Source organism: Bacillus sp. AR8-1 (genome assembly GCF_008042345.1).
Classification (GTDB): Bacteria; Bacillota; Bacilli; order Bacillales; family Bacillaceae_G; genus Bacillus_A; species Bacillus_A cereus.
On the sequence record NZ_QNUB01000016.1, the window covers coordinates 136,460 to 154,931 of the forward strand.

Sequence of the window (18,472 nt, forward strand, 5' to 3'; positions counted from 1 at the left end):
TAACGAAAGTTAATTAAATATATCAGTAAGCCCTGCTAGTCAAGTAATTGGCTAGTAGTGAGGGTTAACTGCGGGCAATCCCTAAAGCTGATTGAACTACAACGTGGCTAGAAATAGCGAGCGTGAATGTCGCGAAAGCAGAAAAAATCAATCAGATGATGCAAGGTTAAATCCTAAACATTAGAACAATGGGTCTTCCGCCTCGAATCATCTAAGTCAAAATGGATAGGATGAACGTTCAACGACTATCTCGTATAACTGACGAGAGTACATCACAAGCCTATGGTGGTGGAAAAATCCTCTATCTCTAAAGAGATAAACATATAGTCTGCGCTCATGTGAAAACATGAGAAGTTCATAAGAGAACTGGCTAAGGAATTGCGCCCTTAGTTGAACGAGATACATTTAATTAAATCTATCAAACCTCATTGAATCCATCGAACGTATGTGCTATGGTAGATTCAATGAGGTAAGAATAATAATGAAATTTTTACGAGTTAGTCAAGTATCAGAATTAACAGGTTTGCATCCGAGTAGTCTTACGAGAATGCTGGTGGAACACGCTACTATTCAGAAGAACAAATCTTTCATTAAAGGAGTTACATTCTGATGATATTGGCGAAGAAAGTCAGACTAATTCCAACGCCTGAACAAGAAAAATTGCTTAGAAACCATGTTGGTGCTGCAAGATTCGCTTATAACTATTGTAAAAGAATGAGTGATAGATACTATAAGCTATTTGGAAAATCTGTTTCACAGTTAGCTTTACAGAAACGATTTACAAAGATTAAGAAGCGAAAGAGATATGAGTGGTTAAAAGACATTAATGCACAAGTTCCCAAACAGGCTTCAAAAGATTTTGATACGGCGAGAAAAAATTCGTTCAAAAAGTACAAAAATGGTTCTCACACTTCTTATAAATCCAAAAAAGATTTAATTCAAGGATTTTATGCCAATTATGAAAGACTGGTTATAGGAAAGAAAGTCGTTCATATTCAGTCTATTGGAGAAGTGAAAACAAGCCAACAACTACCAAGAAATAAAAAACCATCCAACCCAAGAGTTACCTTTGACGGTCGTCACTGGTGGATTAGTGTAGGGTTCCAAGAAGACTTTGAATCACAAGAACTAACCGATGAGTCGATTGGTGTGGATGTTGGTTTAAAAGAGCTGTTTGTAGCTTCTAATGGTATGAAAGAACGAAATATAAACAAAGATGCCAAGGTTAAAAAACTTTTGAAAAGGAAAAAGTCAGCACAAAGAGATATGTCTAGGAGATTTAAAAAAGGTGTAAAAATTCAATCTACCGGATATGAAAAAGCGAAAGCTGAGCACCTGCGGTTATCTAGGAAAATTACGAATATCCGAAATAACCATATCCATCAAGCAACAGCTAAATTGGTGAAAACCAAACCAATGAGGATTGTTGTGGAAGACTTACCTATCTCAAACCTGTTAAAAAACAAAAAACTATCGAAAGCATTTTCATTTCAAAAATTAAACTTCTTCTTTCAATGTTTATCATACAAGTGTGAGAAGTACGGCATTGCGTATGTAAAAGCTGATAAATGGTTCGCTTCAAGCAAGATTTGTTCATGTTGCGGCGTTAAATACGACCATTCAGTTCAACCAGAAGGACAGTGGAGTTTAAAGATTCGTGAGTGGCGTTGTGCTTCATGCAATAGCTATCACGATAGGGATGTAAATGCGTCGATAAATTTATCAAGATGGGTAAAATAAATGCTTGATAATAGGAGGTAACGATACTGCCTCGTGTGGAGTGTTATACCCCTCGTCCCTTTGGGGTTGCGAGAACACGATGAAGCACTAACTCGTGTAAATTTGATTGAATTGTATAGATTTAGTTAAGTTTATCGTATCGGATGATTAGTTTTGAGTACAGGTGTAAAAGCAAACGACGTGAAGACAAAAACAAAAGGAGCAGATCTTGTTGTTGATTGTTTAATTAAACAAGGTGTTACACATGTTTTCGGTATTCCAGGAGCAAAGATTGACTCTGTATTTGATGTATTGCAAGAAAGAGGACCAGAGTTAATCGTTTGTCGTCATGAACAAAATGCAGCATTTATGGCAGCTGCTATTGGTAGATTAACAGGGAAACCGGGCGTATGTCTTGTAACTTCAGGACCAGGGACATCAAATTTAGCGACAGGTCTTGTTACTGCGAATGCGGAGAGTGATCCCGTTGTTGCTTTAGCTGGTGCAGTACCGCGTACGGATCGATTAAAACGTACGCATCAATCTATGGATAATGCTGCACTATTCGAACCAATCACAAAATATAGCGTAGAAGTAGAGCATCCTGATAATGTGCCAGAAGCACTTAGTAATGCATTTCGAAGTGCGACTTCCACAAATCCGGGAGCTACTTTAGTAAGTCTTCCGCAAGACGTTATGACTGCGGAAACAACTGTAGAGTCTATCGGTGCGCTTTCTAAGCCACAGCTTGGAATCGCTCCCACACATGATATTACATATGTAGTAGAAAAAATAAAATCAGCGAAATTACCAGTTATTCTACTTGGTATGAGAGCGAGCACAAATGAAGTGACGAAAGCTGTTCGTAAATTAATTGCGGATACAGAACTTCCTGTTGTTGAAACATATCAAGCAGCTGGTGCGATTTCACGTGAGTTAGAAGATCATTTCTTCGGCCGCGTTGGATTATTCCGTAACCAACCAGGTGATATTTTACTAGAAGAAGCAGACCTTGTGATTTCTATCGGTTATGATCCAATCGAGTATGATCCAAAGTTTTGGAATAAACTTGGCGACAGAACGATTATTCATCTTGACGACCATCAAGCAGATATCGACCATGATTACCAACCAGAGCGTGAATTAATTGGTGATATTGCCTTAACGGTAAATAGCATCGCGGAGAAATTACCGAAACTTGTATTAAGTACGAAATCAGAAGCGGTGTTAGAACGATTACGCGCAAAATTATCAGAACAAGCAGAAGTTCCGAACCGTACTTCGGAGGGTGTTACGCACCCACTTCAAGTGATTCGTACACTTCGTTCTTTAATTAGTGACGATACAACTGTTACATGTGACATCGGTTCCCATTCTATTTGGATGGCGAGATGTTTCCGTTCTTATGAACCACGTAGATTATTATTTAGTAACGGTATGCAAACGTTAGGTGTTGCACTTCCTTGGGCAATCGCAGCTACTTTAGTAGAACCAGGTAAAAAAGTAGTTTCCGTATCAGGTGACGGTGGTTTCTTATTCTCAGCGATGGAGTTAGAAACGGCGGTACGTTTAAATTCTCCAATCGTCCATCTTGTTTGGAGAGACGGCACATATGATATGGTTGCATTCCAACAAATGATGAAATACGGCAGAACATCAGCTACAGAGTTTGGTGATGTTGATCTTGTGAAATATGCGGAAAGTTTCGGGGCGTTAGGGCTTCGTGTTAACACGCCTGATGAATTAGAAGGGGTATTAAAAGAAGCATTAGCAGCAGATGGTCCTGTCATTATTGATATTCCAATTGACTATCGTGACAATATTAAATTAAGCGAAAAATTATTACCAAACCAATTAAACTAATGGAGGCAGATTTGAGATGACTGTTGCGCAATTAATTGATATTGATGCGAAAAAAACGAAAACGAGTAATGAAGTATATCAAACATCTACAATGCTTGCGCTATTAGATGGTATATATGATGGTGTGATTAGCTTTGAAGATTTGAAAAAACATGGTGATTTTGGCATCGGCACATTTGATCAATTAGATGGTGAAATGATTGCATTTGATAATGAATTTTATCATTTACGTTCAGACGGTTCAGCAGAAAAAGTAGAACCAGAAGAAACAACACCATTTGCTACTGTAACGTTTTTTGAAAAAGAAATGAGTTATACGGTAGAGCATCCGATGAATCGTGAAGAAGTTGAAGCGTTATTACATGAATTAATGCCAAGTAAAAACTTATTTTACGGTATTCGAATGGACGGTACGTTCCGTGAAGTAAGAACGAGAACTGTTCCAAGACAAGAAAAACCGTATACACCGCTCGTTGAAGTGACGAAATCACAACCAATCTTTTCATTTGAAAATACAGAAGGTACGCTTGCTGGATTTTGGACACCAGATTATGCGCAAGGTATTGGTGTAGCTGGATTCCACTTACATTATATTGATGATGAAAGAAGCGGGGGTGGACATGTTTTCGACTATGTTATAGAAAACTGTACGATTCAAATTTGTCAAAAAGCTCATATGCATTTAGCACTTCCAGAAACAGCTGATTTTATGGCGGCTGAATTATCAAGAGAAAACTTAGAGGATAATATTGCAACTGCGGAAGGTGCAGAGTAAAAGGGAAAGACTGTTCCATTTTGGAACAGTCTTCTTTTATTCGTAATGTTATTATTTGTCGATAAATCGATATTTCTTGTCGAACCGTTGATATATTGTAAGTTATGATAGATATATTTGAAAAATTGTTGATATTGCTTATTTCTTTGAAACAAACGGATGTCCCTCATAATAAAAACGCCACGGATAATGTACAGCTTCTTCTGCATAGTCGATATTAATACGAGGTCCTGCTGCTATTTTATATTGTGATGATATGTGTTCATCTTTTGGGACGAGTTCAATATGTAATGTGTCACTTTGTAATGATAAGCCTCGTTCTTCTAAAGTAATTCCGAGGGCACGGCATAGTTTGCCAGGACCGTTTGTTAAATTTTTGTACTGCGCTTTTGTAATGTCTGTTTTGTTGTAGCGTGCTAGTTTTATTTCTTCTATTCCATTTACCGGCTCAAGGGCTCGAATGAGAACACCTTGCGGGGTGCCAACTGGTGCTGTAATAACGTTAAAACAATGATACATACCGTAAATTAAATATACGTAAGCATACCCTGGTGCGCCAAACATGACTTCTGTGCGGTCTGTCCGTCTGCCGCCGTAACTATGTGCGGCCTTATCATCTGGGCCTTTATATGCTTCTACTTCTACAATGATTCCGCTTCGCTTTATTCCGTCTACAATATGAACGAGTTTTTGCCCGAGTAATTTTTTTGCTACTTCTAACGTATCGCCTTCATAAAAGGAAGGAGGTGCCTGCATTGTACTATCTCCTTTACTAAGTGTATATGTATATAGTAAACCAAATTTTCAGTAGTAATTCTAACTCGTTCTATTTGCTACATTTATTTCATAAATTATGGATAGAGTACAACAGCGAAGAGGGGGAGTGCGACATGATTTATCGCTTACTAGCTCTTAATATAGATGGGACACTACTATACAACAATGGAAAAATTGCAAAAGGATTAAGAGAAACAATTGAATTTGTGAAAAGAAAAGATGTATACGTTACGTTATTTACGAGCCGTAATTTTCAATCCGCTCATAAAGTAGCAAAGGCGTTAAAATTAGATTCTATATTAGTGACACATGGTGGTGCTTTCGTTTCAGCAACGTTAGATAAGCCGTACGTTCAAAGAAGATTATCTGAAGAGAAGACTTTTAACATTGTGCAAGTGTTAGAGCACTTTGATTGTAACGTACGTATTTCTCATGAACGGTTTTCGATAGGAAATCGTGAGAGAAATACACCAAACTTAATTGCGCGCACTGTATTATCAAGCGCAGATCCGTTATTTTATCCAGTTCAATTTGTAGATTCGTTAGGTGACGCGCTTCGTGACCATCCGGTAGCGGCGCCAAAAATTGATGTTCTTTTCCAAAGTAAAGGTGAAAAAGAACGCGGGCTAAATACATTAAGAAAAGCATTCCAAGATGTAGAGTATGTTGAATGTGATTCAAAACGAATAGAAATCTTGCCGCAAAATGTATCAAAGTTACGCGGATTACAATTGCTTGGAGAGCATTTAAATATTTCGCTAAATGAAATGGTTGCGATTGGAGATAGTATGGAAGATTTAGAGGTTATTGAAAACGTGGGACTTGGTGTAGCGATGGGGAACGCGCCTGTAGAGTTAAAGCAAGCAGCAGATTGGATTACACGTTCAAATAGTGAGAACGGTGTAGAATACATGATTAAAGAGCATTTCCGTAAGCAATTCCCGCTTCCGTTTTTGAAGAATCATAAAAATACACCGAAACGATGACAGAAAAACGTAGCTTTTTGGCTACGTTTTTTTGTTTATCTTATTAAAAATAGTGAAAGCGTTTTAAAATATGAATTGTGTATGAAATCTATACAATTCACTTGAATCCTTTAGAAAACTAATGTAAAGTGGATGATGTTGCCAAAACAGTTACACCACATGAAATATTCTTCAGATTAATTTTATTGGGCTCCCATACGTAAAAGTATTTCCGCATGACAGTTTAGTTCACGTATTATTTCAAAAATGAATTGTAGCAATCTTATTAAGTAGTTGTAGTGTTTCTTTGTTTTATTTAAATGGATTATTTTAAGTTAATGTGAGTAAGGTTTGGTACATATGATATGTACTTCTTTTTGTGGTTTTAGGAAGTTTAAAAGGGGGAATGAATTTCTTGAGGAAATCATTTAATCAAAAAATTAAAAAGTTAAGTAGTAGTTTAATAGTTATATTACTAATATGTATGAATTTTTTAATCCATTTACCATTAAAAGCAGAGGCAGCTACAACAGAATTAAAAGGTTTAGGTGATGTATCTTATTACAACGCCATCATTTTTGGAGATCATAGTGCAACGAGTGCGGATATTGAAGGTGCGATGGCTGTTCAGAAAAATATGAACGCATCAAGTTATACAGTCGTAGCGGCTGCAACTGGAGCAAATAACTTAGCTGGAGCAACTTGGGTAGATGAAGGATATCCATCATTATTACTAGGCGGTCAATTTACGAAAGCGGGAGCAGGACAGGTAATTATTCAAGATGGAACAGTGGCGATGACAAAAGACGGTGACCCAGATGGAGCAATGAAAACGTCATATGACCGTATCTCTTATAAAGAGCAAGCGGAGATTGATGCTAAGTTTAAAGAATTTAGAAAAGACGTTGATGGTGTAATTGGGGATGCAAGTAAACTATACACTGATAAGCCAAAACCTAATATGAGCTTTGGAATCGGTGAAGATGTAAACAACCCTAATATTTATGTCTCTTCAGGCCAGACGGGAAAGAAAGCATTTGATGTAAAAGACGTTTTTCTTCCGAATGTAGAGAATAAAGACTTTATTGTTATTTATTCAGATGCAGAAGAAGTGAGTTTTGGTGGCGGTGCAATTTTGTATGATACAAGAAATACTGGGATGGCGACGGATTTAATTAATACATCTCAAGCATACGATCCTAATTCATCTTTTACTGAGTTAGCTAGTAAGGTAATTTGGGTATTTCCTAATGCTACAAAGATAACAACTAAAGGTTATGGTGTAGTAGGTAGTGTGTTTGCACCTAATGCAGTTGTAGAAACAAAAGGTGGTTCTATTAATGGACAAGCCTATGTTGGAGGATTACACCAAAGAGATGGTTTTGAGGTTCATAACTTTAAATTTAACTGGCCAAAGTGGAATAAACCAGCAGTTGAAAAAGGACATTTACAAATTAAAAAAGTTGATGAAAACGATGAAAACATTGTTTTAAAAGACGCAAAATTTGATGTTATAGACAAAGATAATAACGTTGTGGCTACTGTTACAACAAACGAAAAGGGTATTGCGGAAGTTAAAGATTTACCACTTGGTGACTATTTTGTAAAAGAAATAAATGCACCAGAAGGATATATAAAAGTTGATACACCAGTCAAAGTAACAATTGATAATACAAACGTAATTGAACTTGTTATGAAGAATACGAAAAAAGTAGAGAATGGCCAATTTAAATTATTGAAAAAAGATAGTGAATCTGGTCAACTTCTACCAGGTGCAAAATTTGATGTTATCGATAAAGATGGGAAAGTTGTGGAAACAATTGTTACAGATGATAAAGGTGAAGCCTTATCGAAACAACTTCCAGTTGGAAGCTATACATTAAAAGAAGTAGAAGCACCGAAAGGATATGAATTATCATCTAGTTCAGTTTCTGTTGATGTAGAGGCTAATAAAGTAGTGACTGTAGATGTGGTGAATAAAAAGATCCCCGAAAAAGTAACAGGTCAATTTGAAATTGTGAAAGTAGATGCGGAAGATAAAACGAAAGTATTATCAGATGCAGAATTCGAAGTGTATAAAGATGGTAAAAAGGTAGCGGAACTGAAAACAGATGAGAGTGGAAAAGTGATGTCACCAAAATTACCGCTAGGTGAATACACAGTGAAAGAAACGAAAGCACCAGCGGGCTACAAGCTTTCAAATAAAGAATGGAAAGTAACAATTCAAAACGAGAAAGAAGTAGTAAAAGTAGAGGTAGAAAACGAAAAAATCTTAGGTTCTCTACAAATTATTAAAATGGATGATAAAGATCAAACGAAACGCTTAGCAGGCGCAGAATTTACATTGAAAGATGCGAAAGGAAATGTTGTAAAAGAAGGAATTACAACAGATAAGTCTGGAACGGTTAAAGTAGACGGACTTGTGCCAGGTGAATATACGTTAGAAGAAACAAAAGCACCAGAAGGTTATGAGTTAACAAAACAAATAATTCATGTAACAGTTGACGGTGAAAAAGTTGTTGATGTAAAAGTAACGAACAGTAAGAGTCTTGGTCAATTCGAAATTGTAAAAGTAGATGCGGAAGATAAAACGAAAGTATTATCAGACGCAGAATTCGAAGTGTATAAAGATGGTAAAAAAGTAGATACGTTACGAACAGATAAAACTGGTAAAGTAGTTTCACAGAAATTAGAACCAGGAAAGTACACATTAAAAGAAACGAAAGCACCACAAGGATATAAATTGCTAAAAGAAGAAATTGAAGTCGTTGTGGAAGCAGACAAAGTAGTACAAGTACAAGTAGAAAATGCAAAAGAACTAGGAAGCTTACAAGTAATCAAAAAGGATGCAGAGAGTGGAAAAGTTCTAGCGGGTGCGGAATTTAAATTAAAGAACGAAGCTGGTCAAGTAGTTGGAGAAGCGAAAACAACGAATAAAGACGGTGTTGTGAAATTCGAAAGCTTAGTGCCAGGAAAGTATACGTTAGAAGAAACGAAAGCACCAGAAGGTTATAAAGCGTTAGAAGTAACAGTAGAAGTAAATGTTGTAGCAAATGAAGTAGTAAAACAAGAAGTTATGAATGAAAAAGTGAAAGAAGAAATTACAGGTCAATTAGAAATTACAAAGGTAGACGCTAATAATACAAATAAAATATTAGCAGGCGCAGTGTTTGAAATTTGGAAAGACGGAACAAAAATCGACACATTAACAACAAATAAGAGCGGTAAAGCGACTTCTAAGAAGTTAGAACCAGGAGATTACACTTTAAAAGAAATCCAAGCGCCAGAAGGATATACTTTATCCGATAAGGAAATGAAATTTACGATTTCTAATGAAAAAATTGAATTTGTAAAACTTCAAATTACAAATAAAAAAGATACAGAAAAAGGTCCGGAAAAACCAGGTGAAGGAACAGAAAAACCAGGTGAAGGAACAGAAAAACCAGGTGAAGGAACAGAAAAACCAGGTGAAGGAACAGAAAAACCAGGTGAAGGAACAGAGGTGAAGGAACAGAGAAACCTGATGAAGGAACAGGAAAACCAGGTGAAGGAACAAAAAACAGGGGAAGGGAAAGAGAAGCCTGATGAAGGAACAGGAAAACCAGGTGAAGGAACAGAGAAGCCTGATGAAGGAACAGGAAAACCAGGTGAAGGAACAGGAAAACCAGGTGAAGGAACAGGAAAGCCGGGTGAAGTAACAGAAAAGCCAGGTGAGGGAGTAGAAAAACCTAATTTACCAGAAAAAGGACAAGGTTCTTCTAATAATCAACAACTTCCAGCTACAGGACACAATACGAATTACGTTCCATTCATCGGTTTTATGCTCCTCTTACTAGGAATACGTTTAAGATTCATGGCTAAAAATAGTTAACAGATGTATAAAAGGCATCAGAGATATACAATCTCTGATGCCTTTTAAATTAATACAGATAAATATTTTAAGCTTCAATCACGCTAAGCATTCTGTTTATAAATGCAGCTGCGTGTGCACGTTGTGATGGTCCTTTTGGTACGAATTGATTAAATTCATTACCTTTTACAATTCCATATCCATATACTCTTTGTACTTCTTCTTTAGCGTAAATTAAGTTTTGGTCTACGAATGGTAGTTCAACTTGTTTTGCAAAAATACCAGCGTGTTTTAGAGAACGATCGATCATAATAACAGCTTCTTCGCGTGTAATTGTAGTATTTGGGTCAAATGTATTATCACCACGTCCGCGGATTATGCCTGCGCTTGCTGCACGATTAATACCGTCTCGTAACGATGGGTGTACTTGTTCTAAGTCTGTGAAATTAGCATTTCCACTTGGTAATTGTAAAGCACGAGTAATTAATGTAGCAAATTCAGCACGCGTTACAAGACGTTCTGGGAAGTACTTGCCGTTCCCTTCTCCTTGCATAATGCCTCTAGCTGCTAATTGACGAATGTCTTGTTCATACCATCCACCTGTAATGTCATCAGTTACGGGATTTTTTTGGTTTTCCTTATAGTATGTTTCAGTTCCTTTTAAGAAAGCATCCCATTGTCCGCGTTGAATCATAAACGCAGGGCAGTTTTTTCCTGACCAAAATTGGTGTTTTTGGACCTTATCTAGAGAAATATTTAAGTCGTTCATTAAATAAGCTGCCAATTTACGGGCATTTTCTACCGCTTTTTCATAGTTTCCATCTTGATTAACGGCAATTTCAATTCCGATAGATTCATAGTTTCCAGTTTTATTTCCAGCATGCCATCCAACTTCATTTACCGGAAGATGTTGATAAATTTCTTTATCATCTACTGTGAAATGCCAAGATGCTGCGCGATCAGCTGTTCCGCGTGCTTGATTATCTAAGAATTTTGCATGATTTAGAGCATTAGCACCTTTCGCTGTATTAGCCGTTTCGTGAATCGTAATATATTTAGGTACCATCGGGTAGCCAGGGCGAATATCGTCATTTCCTTTTGGGACAATCATTTCTTTAAATGTAACGCCATAAATATTGTTTGTTTGTAGAGCTTCCGGAGCTCTCAATAAACTATTTTTAGCAGTACGACTGTTTTTTAGTAATGAAGCTTTTGTACCTTCAAATGTAGCAGAAGGTGCATAAATCCATTTTGCTGTTTCGTTTATTTGGACTTTAAACCAATTTCCAGCTTGTTCAGTAGGAGTAATGACTTGTGGTTGTAGTTTCCCTTCTTCTTTAAACGATTGGAACGGAAGGGCATGTATGGAAGCTTCTTCTTTTACGATTAATTTTTGGTTAGATAGTTTATGAATCTCTTGAACTTCTAAGCTATTATCATTGTTATCTATCCATCCAGCGCCAGTTGGCGTCGTTATGTAGTAAGCATTTCCTTTTTTCTTTGTCGCCGTTACGACTTGTTCTGTAATCTCGATATTCGATTTGTTTTTTAAATCATTCGCGGTATATAATGAATGTTTTTTTGAAGTGTATAGTAGGAATTGGCCAGTAACCTCGATATCTTCTTCATGAGTACTATGCTCATTAACATGCTCTTTAATACTTTTAAAAACTTGATCCTCCGTATATACTTCGGCGGATTTTTCAGCACTCTCTGCAAATGAATAAGTAGGTGCAAGAACAGTTTGTAATGCAAGAGAGAGAGTTAAAACACTATAAAATTTCTTTTTCATATTTTTTTTAACACATTAGATTATAGAATCTAGTGTTAACATTCCTCCTTTTTATATTGTATTTTCACTATGTATCGATTTTAACACTAATAAATTTTAACAAGAGAAAATCAGGATGTCTATATACATGAGCGATATTCATAAAAAGAATTATTTGAAAAAATGTAAGAGAAACAGGTAAAACCTTCTGTATTGACCTGTAAACGCCCTTCAAGTAAACTAAAGAGAGTTTGCAAATGAAAAGGTGATAATGTGTTAATTTCAATTAAAACGTTACAAGATGATCGTTTTTTACGTCCGCTACAAAATATTGGCGGCTTATTTTTTGAAGATAGTACGATTGGATTTGAACAAGAGGAAGCGAATCTGATCGTTGATATACACATTGAGGATAATGTGAAAGCATCCGCTCGATTAACGGATGTTAGCACAGGAAATGTGTATGAAGAAACATTCTCGAAAGATTTATCTGCTTTCACAGATGAAAAAGAGCGTATGAAGCAAGTGAAGCATGTTGTTTCTTATGTATATCTTTCTGTTCTTCAGCAGTTAACTGGACTTGAACAAAGCTGGGGTATTTTAACGGGAGTACGTCCGACGAAACTTCTTCATAAAATGCTTCAAAATGGTATGTCAAAAGAAGAAGCGCATCAAGAACTTCGTGAAAGTTATTTAATTCATGAAGAGAAAATTGAACTTCTTCAGCGTATTGTTGATTGCCAATTAGCAGTTGTTCCGGATTTATACCGTTTGAAAGAAGAAGTAAGTATTTATATTGGTATTCCGTTCTGCCCAACGAAATGTGCATACTGTACATTCCCGGCTTATGCGATTAATGGACGCCAAGGGTCTGTTGATTCGTTCTTAGGTGGTTTACATTATGAAGTTCGTGAAATTGGTAAGTTTTTAAAAGAAAAAGGTGTGAAAGTTACGACGATTTATTATGGCGGCGGTACACCTACAAGTATTACAGCAGAAGAGATGGATATGCTGTATGAAGAAATGTACGAAGCGTTCCCAGACGTGAAAAATGTACGTGAAGTTACAGTTGAGGCAGGTCGTCCAGATACGATCACGCCAGCAAAGCTAGAAGTGTTAAATAAATGGAACATTGACCGTATTAGTATTAATCCGCAGTCATACCATCAAGAGACACTAAAAGCAATTGGACGTCATCATACTGTAGAAGAAACAATTGAGAAATACCATTTAGCTCGTGAAATGGGAATGAACAATATTAATATGGACTTAATTATTGGTCTTCCTGGTGAAGGGTTAGATATCTTCAAGCATACGTTAGATGAAACAGAAAAGTTAATGCCAGAATCATTAACAGTTCATACGTTATCATTTAAACGTGCTTCTGAAATGACGCAAAACAAACGTAAATATAAAGTAGCAGGTCGCGAAGAAATTACAGCGATGATGCACGAAGCAGAAGAATGGACGCAAAAGCATAATTACGTACCATATTACCTATATCGTCAAAAGAATATTTTAGGTAACTTAGAGAACGTTGGTTATGCAATGCCGACGCAAGAAAGTATTTACAACATTGTCATTATGGAAGAAGTACAATCAATTATCGGACTTGGTTGCGGTGCATCAAGTAAATTTGTTCATCCGAAGACGGGGGCAATTACGCACTTCGCGAATCCGAAAGATCCAAAATCATATAACGATGGCTTCGTAAAATATACAGAAGATAAATTGAAAATTTTAGAAGAGCTATTCGCATAAGAAGAAAGAGGTTGTTCCGAGTCGGAACAACCTCTTTTTATCCTGCAGTAACGGGGGCCGATTATATCTTGTCAGTTTTTGTCGGTAAGTCGATATATTCGAAAAATCGCCGATATAATTTCATTTACCGTCTAGTGGTACCGTATGTAAAACTATGTCGATAATAATCAGAAAAATTAGTCAAAACATTGAAGGACAATGTCTACTTATAGACGAAATGATAGATTTATGAAAGAGAAAAGGGGGAAATTGTTGGCATGTACATGACGATAGGGAGAATTTTTGATTTATCTGTTGGTAAGTATACGAATAAAGAGGCGTTAGTGGAACCTGAAAAAAATATTCGCTGGACATATAAACAGTGGGATGAACAAATAAATAAAACGGCACACGCTTTATTAGAAGACGGAGTAAGAAAGGGAGATACAGTATCTGTTTACTTATATAACTGCCATGAATTTGTAAACGTTTACTTAGCCTGTGCGAAAATTGGTGCGATTTTTAACCCGATTAACTTCCGCTTAAAGGCGAAAGAAGTATCTTATATTCTTCAGGACGCATCCTCGAAAGTCGTTGTCTTTGAAAAAGCAGTTGAGTCAACTGTTGCTATAATTGAAAGAGATTTTCCAAATACATCTTTTTGGTCTATAGAAAACGACAAACCTTCCTATGCAAGTTCCTACCATGAAAAAGTGAATGCAGCATCTTCTGAGAAAGTAAATATCGAAATTGATGAAATGGATTATTGTTCTATGCTGTATACGAGCGGTACGACAGGTCATCCGAAAGGCGTGTTACATCGTCATCGTGAAATGGCTGAGCATAGTATGATTTGTACGTATTTCCTAAAATATAATAGAGATAGCGCTGGGCTTGTCGTTGCGCCTTTATATCACTGTGGTGAATTAAATGCTGGAATCATACCACGCATTCAAGTTGGCGGAAAGAATGTTATTTTGCATCATTTTGATACAGAAACAGTATTACATACGATTCAAGAAGAAAAGATTACGACGTTCTTTGCAGCGCCGACGATGTGGAATATGTTGTTGCAAAAAGATTTAACTCAGTATGATTTAACTTCAATGAAAATCGGTATATATGGCGGAGCGGCAATGGCACCGGCGTTAGTGAAGGAATGTAAAGAACGTCTTTATATTGACCTTGTTCAAATATACGGAATGACAGAAATGGGACCAGTTGTGGCGTTTCTCGTAGAGGAGGATCAAATTACGAAAGCTGGTTCAGCAGGCACGCCATGCTTTAGTCATGAAGTTCGTATTGTGAAACCGAACGAGGATGCACCGGCAGAACCAGATGATGTATTACCTCCTTATGAAGTAGGAGAAATTATTTTACGCGGCCCAACTATGATGGCTGGCTATCATAATCGCGAAGAGGCGAATAAAAAATCGATGTATAAAGGATGGTATCATTCTGGTGATTTAGGATACTTTGATAAAGATGGTTATTTATTCGTTGCAGATCGTGTTGATGATATGGTAATTAGCGGTGGCGTAAATATTTACCCTCGTGAAATTGAAGATTTCCTTCATAGTCATCCCGGTATATTAGATGTGGCGGTACTTGGTGAGCCAGATGAATTATGGGGAGAGCGTGTTGTGGCAGTTATTGTGAAGAAAGATGAAACAATAACAGAAGCTGATTTAGAAACGTATTGCAAAGAAAGTGACGAATTAGCAGATTATAAGCGTCCGCGTCATTATTTATTTGTAGATGAACTTCCGCGTAATGCGAGCGGGAAGTTGCAGAAGTTTGTGCTGAGGGAGTCACTGAAAGGTGCGAAAAAATAGAAAATGAAGGATGCCCCATATCTATGGGGTATCCTTCATTTTTCTGTATTAAACAGAAGAAACAATATCTTTTTTAATTCTCATTTCTTCTTGGTGAAGGTTAATTAGCGCATTTGAAATAAGGTGGAAAAACAAAATGGATGTAATGTCCAAAAAGAAAAGACACCTTAAGGTGCCTCTCTCCGACTTGAACCATTTCATTTCATACGAATCGGAATCTATCCGTATTACCATTACCCCTTTGTTATGAGTGTAAACACACACTATAAAGCAGAATCGTCTATATACACTAGATTGTTAGTTCACAAAAGACAAGAGATTTGAGATCAATATCGAAGTGACGCCACATCCCCTATAATAATTGATATGTTACGCCTTTTAAAAGAATCTGCTTTATAGAACGTGCCCACAAGTTATATTTTACTACATGTAATATTCATTTAGTGTATTTTTTAATGAATATGTATAATTACATAAACTGTATGAAAAAAAGAGAGTATACTCTAACATTTTGTAATAAAGATAAAGCCCGCTTACGGAATAGGGGGCTTTTCTTACTATTTATAGATATTTATTCCAATTATATTATCAGATGAATCTAAACGAATATAAACGTCAGCTGATAAAAGGTGTGCATTATATATTCGTTGTTTATATGTTGATATCTCGAAACGTTTTCCATTTAATTCACATTCTAGAATAATCATATCGCCATGTTCTTTCCAATTTATTAATTTAGCAGTTGTATTCATATAAACCTCCTCTGAATCATTTTATGAAAATTAATAGAGTTAGTGTGAGAAAGGAGTTTATATAACAAAAAAAGACACCTTAAGTGTCTTCTTTGATTACTATAAAAGTCGTTGAATGAAATAGGTTTCTATTTTTATTTGCGTGAAAAGCCTTCTTCATCAAGGTATTCCGCAGCTTCTGGATAAGAGTTGAATGTACCGTCTAAGTTTACACTAGCGTACACGTTCCACATGTCATCCTCTGAAATAAGAGTAAGAATATGACCATCTTCGTTCTGCCATTCTTCTTCTTTCGCAGGTTCTACAGGTGCTACTACTTCTTCTTGTGATAGAAGGTCAATTGATTTCTCAATTACTGAACGTAACTCTTCTGCTGAAAACTCACGGATGTTAACCATACCCTTATCATCCGTTTTGTAACCTTTAATACCGCTTGCATACACAAATCCATTTCCATTTGGGTGTAAATGAAATACAACGTTCTTTTTATCTAAACGACTTTCTTCAAAGTGGAAGTTTACACGTTTTAATGATACGTTCTTTCTTTCTAGTTCTGGGAAAGATTCAATAATCGATAATTTTTCTTCAAAAGTTAGCATAGTGCCTCCAAGTATATAGTAAAAGATTTAATTTGTTCATTATAGCATAGTTGCAATTGTTTCCAAAGATAAGGGGGAAACTTTTCATTGAATACGTTTACGTCACGAGAATGTAAAAAGTGAGCTAACGAATGTATCTTTTTAGGTGTACAATGGAACATGGACTTTATACAAAGGTGGTTTTTTTATGTTTCAAAAAATAGCAAAGGAATGTTTAGCAGGATTTACTGTTGCGATTGTTGCGTTACCACTTGCGATTGCATTTGGTATTGCCGCGACAGGAACGTCTGAGGGAGCGCTTGTTGGATTGTATGGTGCGATTTTTGCAGGTTTATTCGCAGCGTTATTTGGCGGGACACCTGGGCAAGTAACGGGGCCAACTGGACCAATTACCGTTATCGCAACAGGAGTTATTGCGACGCACGGGTTAGAGGCAAGTTTTATTGCCTTTATGATGGCAGGGTTATTTCAAATTTTATTCGGTGTATGTAAGCTCGGTTCTTACGTTCGATATATTCCGTATCCTGTCGTTTCAGGATTTATGAATGGTATTGCATTAATCATTATTTTAGGCGAAATAAAGCACGTACAAAATAGTTTTCTACTTGTTGTGTTAACGATTATTGTAATGATTGTTTCTGGTAAATGGATTAAGGCGATTCCGTCTAGTTTAGTAGCACTAGTCGGTGTGACAGCTTTGCTACCTTTATTTTCTTCCCTACTCGAAGGATTTACAGTAAATTTACCAATTATCGGAAATCTTTCGTTAAACAAAGTAATTGAAAAGATTGGAACCATTCCAGAAGCGATGCCTACGCTTCATATTCCATCTTTAAGTGGAACAGGAATAGCAGCACTTATTTTACCAGCGCTTAGTATTGCTTTATTAGGATCGATTGACTCGTTGTTAACATCGGTCGTAATGGATAATGTGACAGGTACACGTCATAAAAGTAATAAAGAGCTCGTTGGACAAGGCATCGGTAATATGATGAGCGGATTGTTTGGCGGATTAGCAGGTGCAGGTGCGACTGTAAGGTCTATCGTGAATATAAGAAGTGGCGGTAAAACGGCACTTTCGGCATGTATGCATAGTGTTATCTTATTCATTTTTATTATGGGTCTTGGTTCGGTCGTACAATATATTCCACTTGCTGTACTATCAGGTATTTTAATTTTAACTGGTATTGGAATGTTCGACTGGGAAAGCATGAAAAAGATGCATGTCGCTCCTAAAGGTGATGTCGTTGTTATGCTCGTAACGATGATTGTAACGGTGAAGTTCGATTTAATGATTGCTGTTGCATTCGGTATTATTCTTTCGTTCATCATATATATGGTGAAATGTAAAGAACGTAAAACTTCTATCGTAAAAGAAAGAGAAGAAACATACACAATTCAAGGGCCGCTCTCTTTCCTATCAGTAGATCGTATTTTCTCTACTTTACAAGATGTGAAGTCACCGGTTATTTTACGTATGAAAGATGTGCGTTATATGGATGTATCAGGAGCTATGGCATTATTAAATTTTGTTGAGCAATCAAATAAAGTAGGAGCAAGTGTAAAGCTTGAGCAAGTACATCCGAGTATTGAAAAAACAATCATAGTAATGGCAAGCGATGAACAGAAAGAACAATTGAAAATCTTAAGTGCTTAGATGGTAATTAGAATATCTCACAATCTTACATACATTATAATGTAGAGTTGTGGGATATTCTTATAATGTTTTTAGTAATATGTACTGCAGTGATAGAGAAGAGCTCTTTTTGAGTAACGAAAACAGTTATAACGTGTACATATAATGGAAGGAATTAGAAATTAGAGTG

13 protein-coding genes are annotated in these 18,472 nt (G+C 36.5%); 9 read left to right on the forward strand and 4 right to left on the reverse strand.

All coding sequences use genetic code 11. From position 1 onward, the window contains the following. Window positions 1-481: 481 nt before the first annotated feature. The 4 genes from DN400_RS29835 to alsD all read left to right on the forward strand — a co-directional run bounded on the left by DN400_RS29835 (window position 482) and on the right by alsD (window position 4,357). Complete coding sequence (locus tag DN400_RS29835) at window positions 482-610, forward strand: hypothetical protein (RefSeq protein WP_000670740.1); 129 nt, start codon at window positions 482-484, stop codon at window positions 608-610. After that, window positions 610-1,740, forward strand: a complete 1,131-nt coding sequence (locus DN400_RS10185; protein ID WP_065228365.1) for an RNA-guided endonuclease InsQ/TnpB family protein — start codon at window positions 610-612, stop codon at window positions 1,738-1,740. The genes DN400_RS29835 and DN400_RS10185 overlap by 1 nt, the downstream gene beginning before the upstream one ends. Before the next feature lie 153 nt (window positions 1,741-1,893). Then, entirely contained in the window at window positions 1,894-3,582 is a 1,689-nt protein-coding gene (gene alsS / locus DN400_RS10190; RefSeq protein ID WP_147801660.1) for an acetolactate synthase AlsS, read from the forward strand. Between the two features lie 16 nt (window positions 3,583-3,598). Further along, window positions 3,599-4,357 (forward strand): alpha-acetolactate decarboxylase, encoded by a 759-nt coding sequence (gene alsD / locus DN400_RS10195; RefSeq protein WP_000215018.1) that lies wholly within the window; start codon window positions 3,599-3,601, stop codon window positions 4,355-4,357. Between the two features lie 138 nt (window positions 4,358-4,495). Here alsD and DN400_RS10200 read toward each other — a convergent pair whose 3' ends face one another. After that, a complete protein-coding gene (locus DN400_RS10200) occupies window positions 4,496-5,113 on the reverse strand; it encodes a DNA-3-methyladenine glycosylase (protein ID WP_147801661.1) in 618 nt (205 codons plus the stop codon). Between the two features lie 134 nt (window positions 5,114-5,247). Between DN400_RS10200 and DN400_RS10205 the strand changes: the two genes are divergently transcribed. Continuing rightward, complete coding sequence (locus DN400_RS10205) at window positions 5,248-6,120, forward strand: Cof-type HAD-IIB family hydrolase (protein WP_000640419.1); 873 nt, start codon at window positions 5,248-5,250, stop codon at window positions 6,118-6,120. A 394-nt stretch (window positions 6,121-6,514) separates the two neighbouring features. Then, on the forward strand, window positions 6,515-9,970 hold the full coding sequence (locus DN400_RS10210; RefSeq protein WP_179953503.1) for a SpaA isopeptide-forming pilin-related protein: 3,456 nt from the start codon (window positions 6,515-6,517) through the stop codon (window positions 9,968-9,970). A gap of 67 nt (window positions 9,971-10,037) precedes the next feature. On the opposite strand, the gene DN400_RS10215 is transcribed toward DN400_RS10210, so the two are convergent. Next, entirely contained in the window at window positions 10,038-11,741 is a 1,704-nt protein-coding gene (locus DN400_RS10215; protein ID WP_065228367.1) for an S-layer homology domain-containing protein, read from the reverse strand. A gap of 252 nt (window positions 11,742-11,993) precedes the next feature. Between DN400_RS10215 and DN400_RS10220 the strand changes: the two genes are divergently transcribed. Then, window positions 11,994-13,481 carry a coproporphyrinogen III oxidase gene (locus DN400_RS10220; protein WP_000908776.1) on the forward strand — a complete coding sequence of 496 codons (1,488 nt, stop codon included), beginning with the start codon at window positions 11,994-11,996 and terminating at the stop codon, window positions 13,479-13,481. 257 nt (window positions 13,482-13,738) lie between these two features. Further along, window positions 13,739-15,295, forward strand: a complete 1,557-nt coding sequence (locus DN400_RS10225; RefSeq protein ID WP_065228368.1) for a fatty acid--CoA ligase — start codon at window positions 13,739-13,741, stop codon at window positions 15,293-15,295. Between the two features lie 557 nt (window positions 15,296-15,852). Here DN400_RS10225 and DN400_RS10230 read toward each other — a convergent pair. After that, a complete protein-coding gene (locus DN400_RS10230; protein ID WP_065228369.1) occupies window positions 15,853-16,047 on the reverse strand; it encodes a hypothetical protein in 195 nt (64 codons plus the stop codon). A 134-nt stretch (window positions 16,048-16,181) separates the two neighbouring features. Beyond that, entirely contained in the window at window positions 16,182-16,646 is a 465-nt protein-coding gene (locus tag DN400_RS10235) for a hypothetical protein (RefSeq protein ID WP_147801663.1), read from the reverse strand. Between the two features lie 187 nt (window positions 16,647-16,833). On the opposite strand from DN400_RS10235, the gene DN400_RS10240 reads away from it, so the two are divergent. Continuing rightward, on the forward strand, window positions 16,834-18,303 hold the full coding sequence (locus DN400_RS10240; protein ID WP_065228370.1) for a SulP family inorganic anion transporter: 1,470 nt from the start codon (window positions 16,834-16,836) through the stop codon (window positions 18,301-18,303). The last annotated feature ends 169 nt before the right edge of the window (window positions 18,304-18,472 follow it).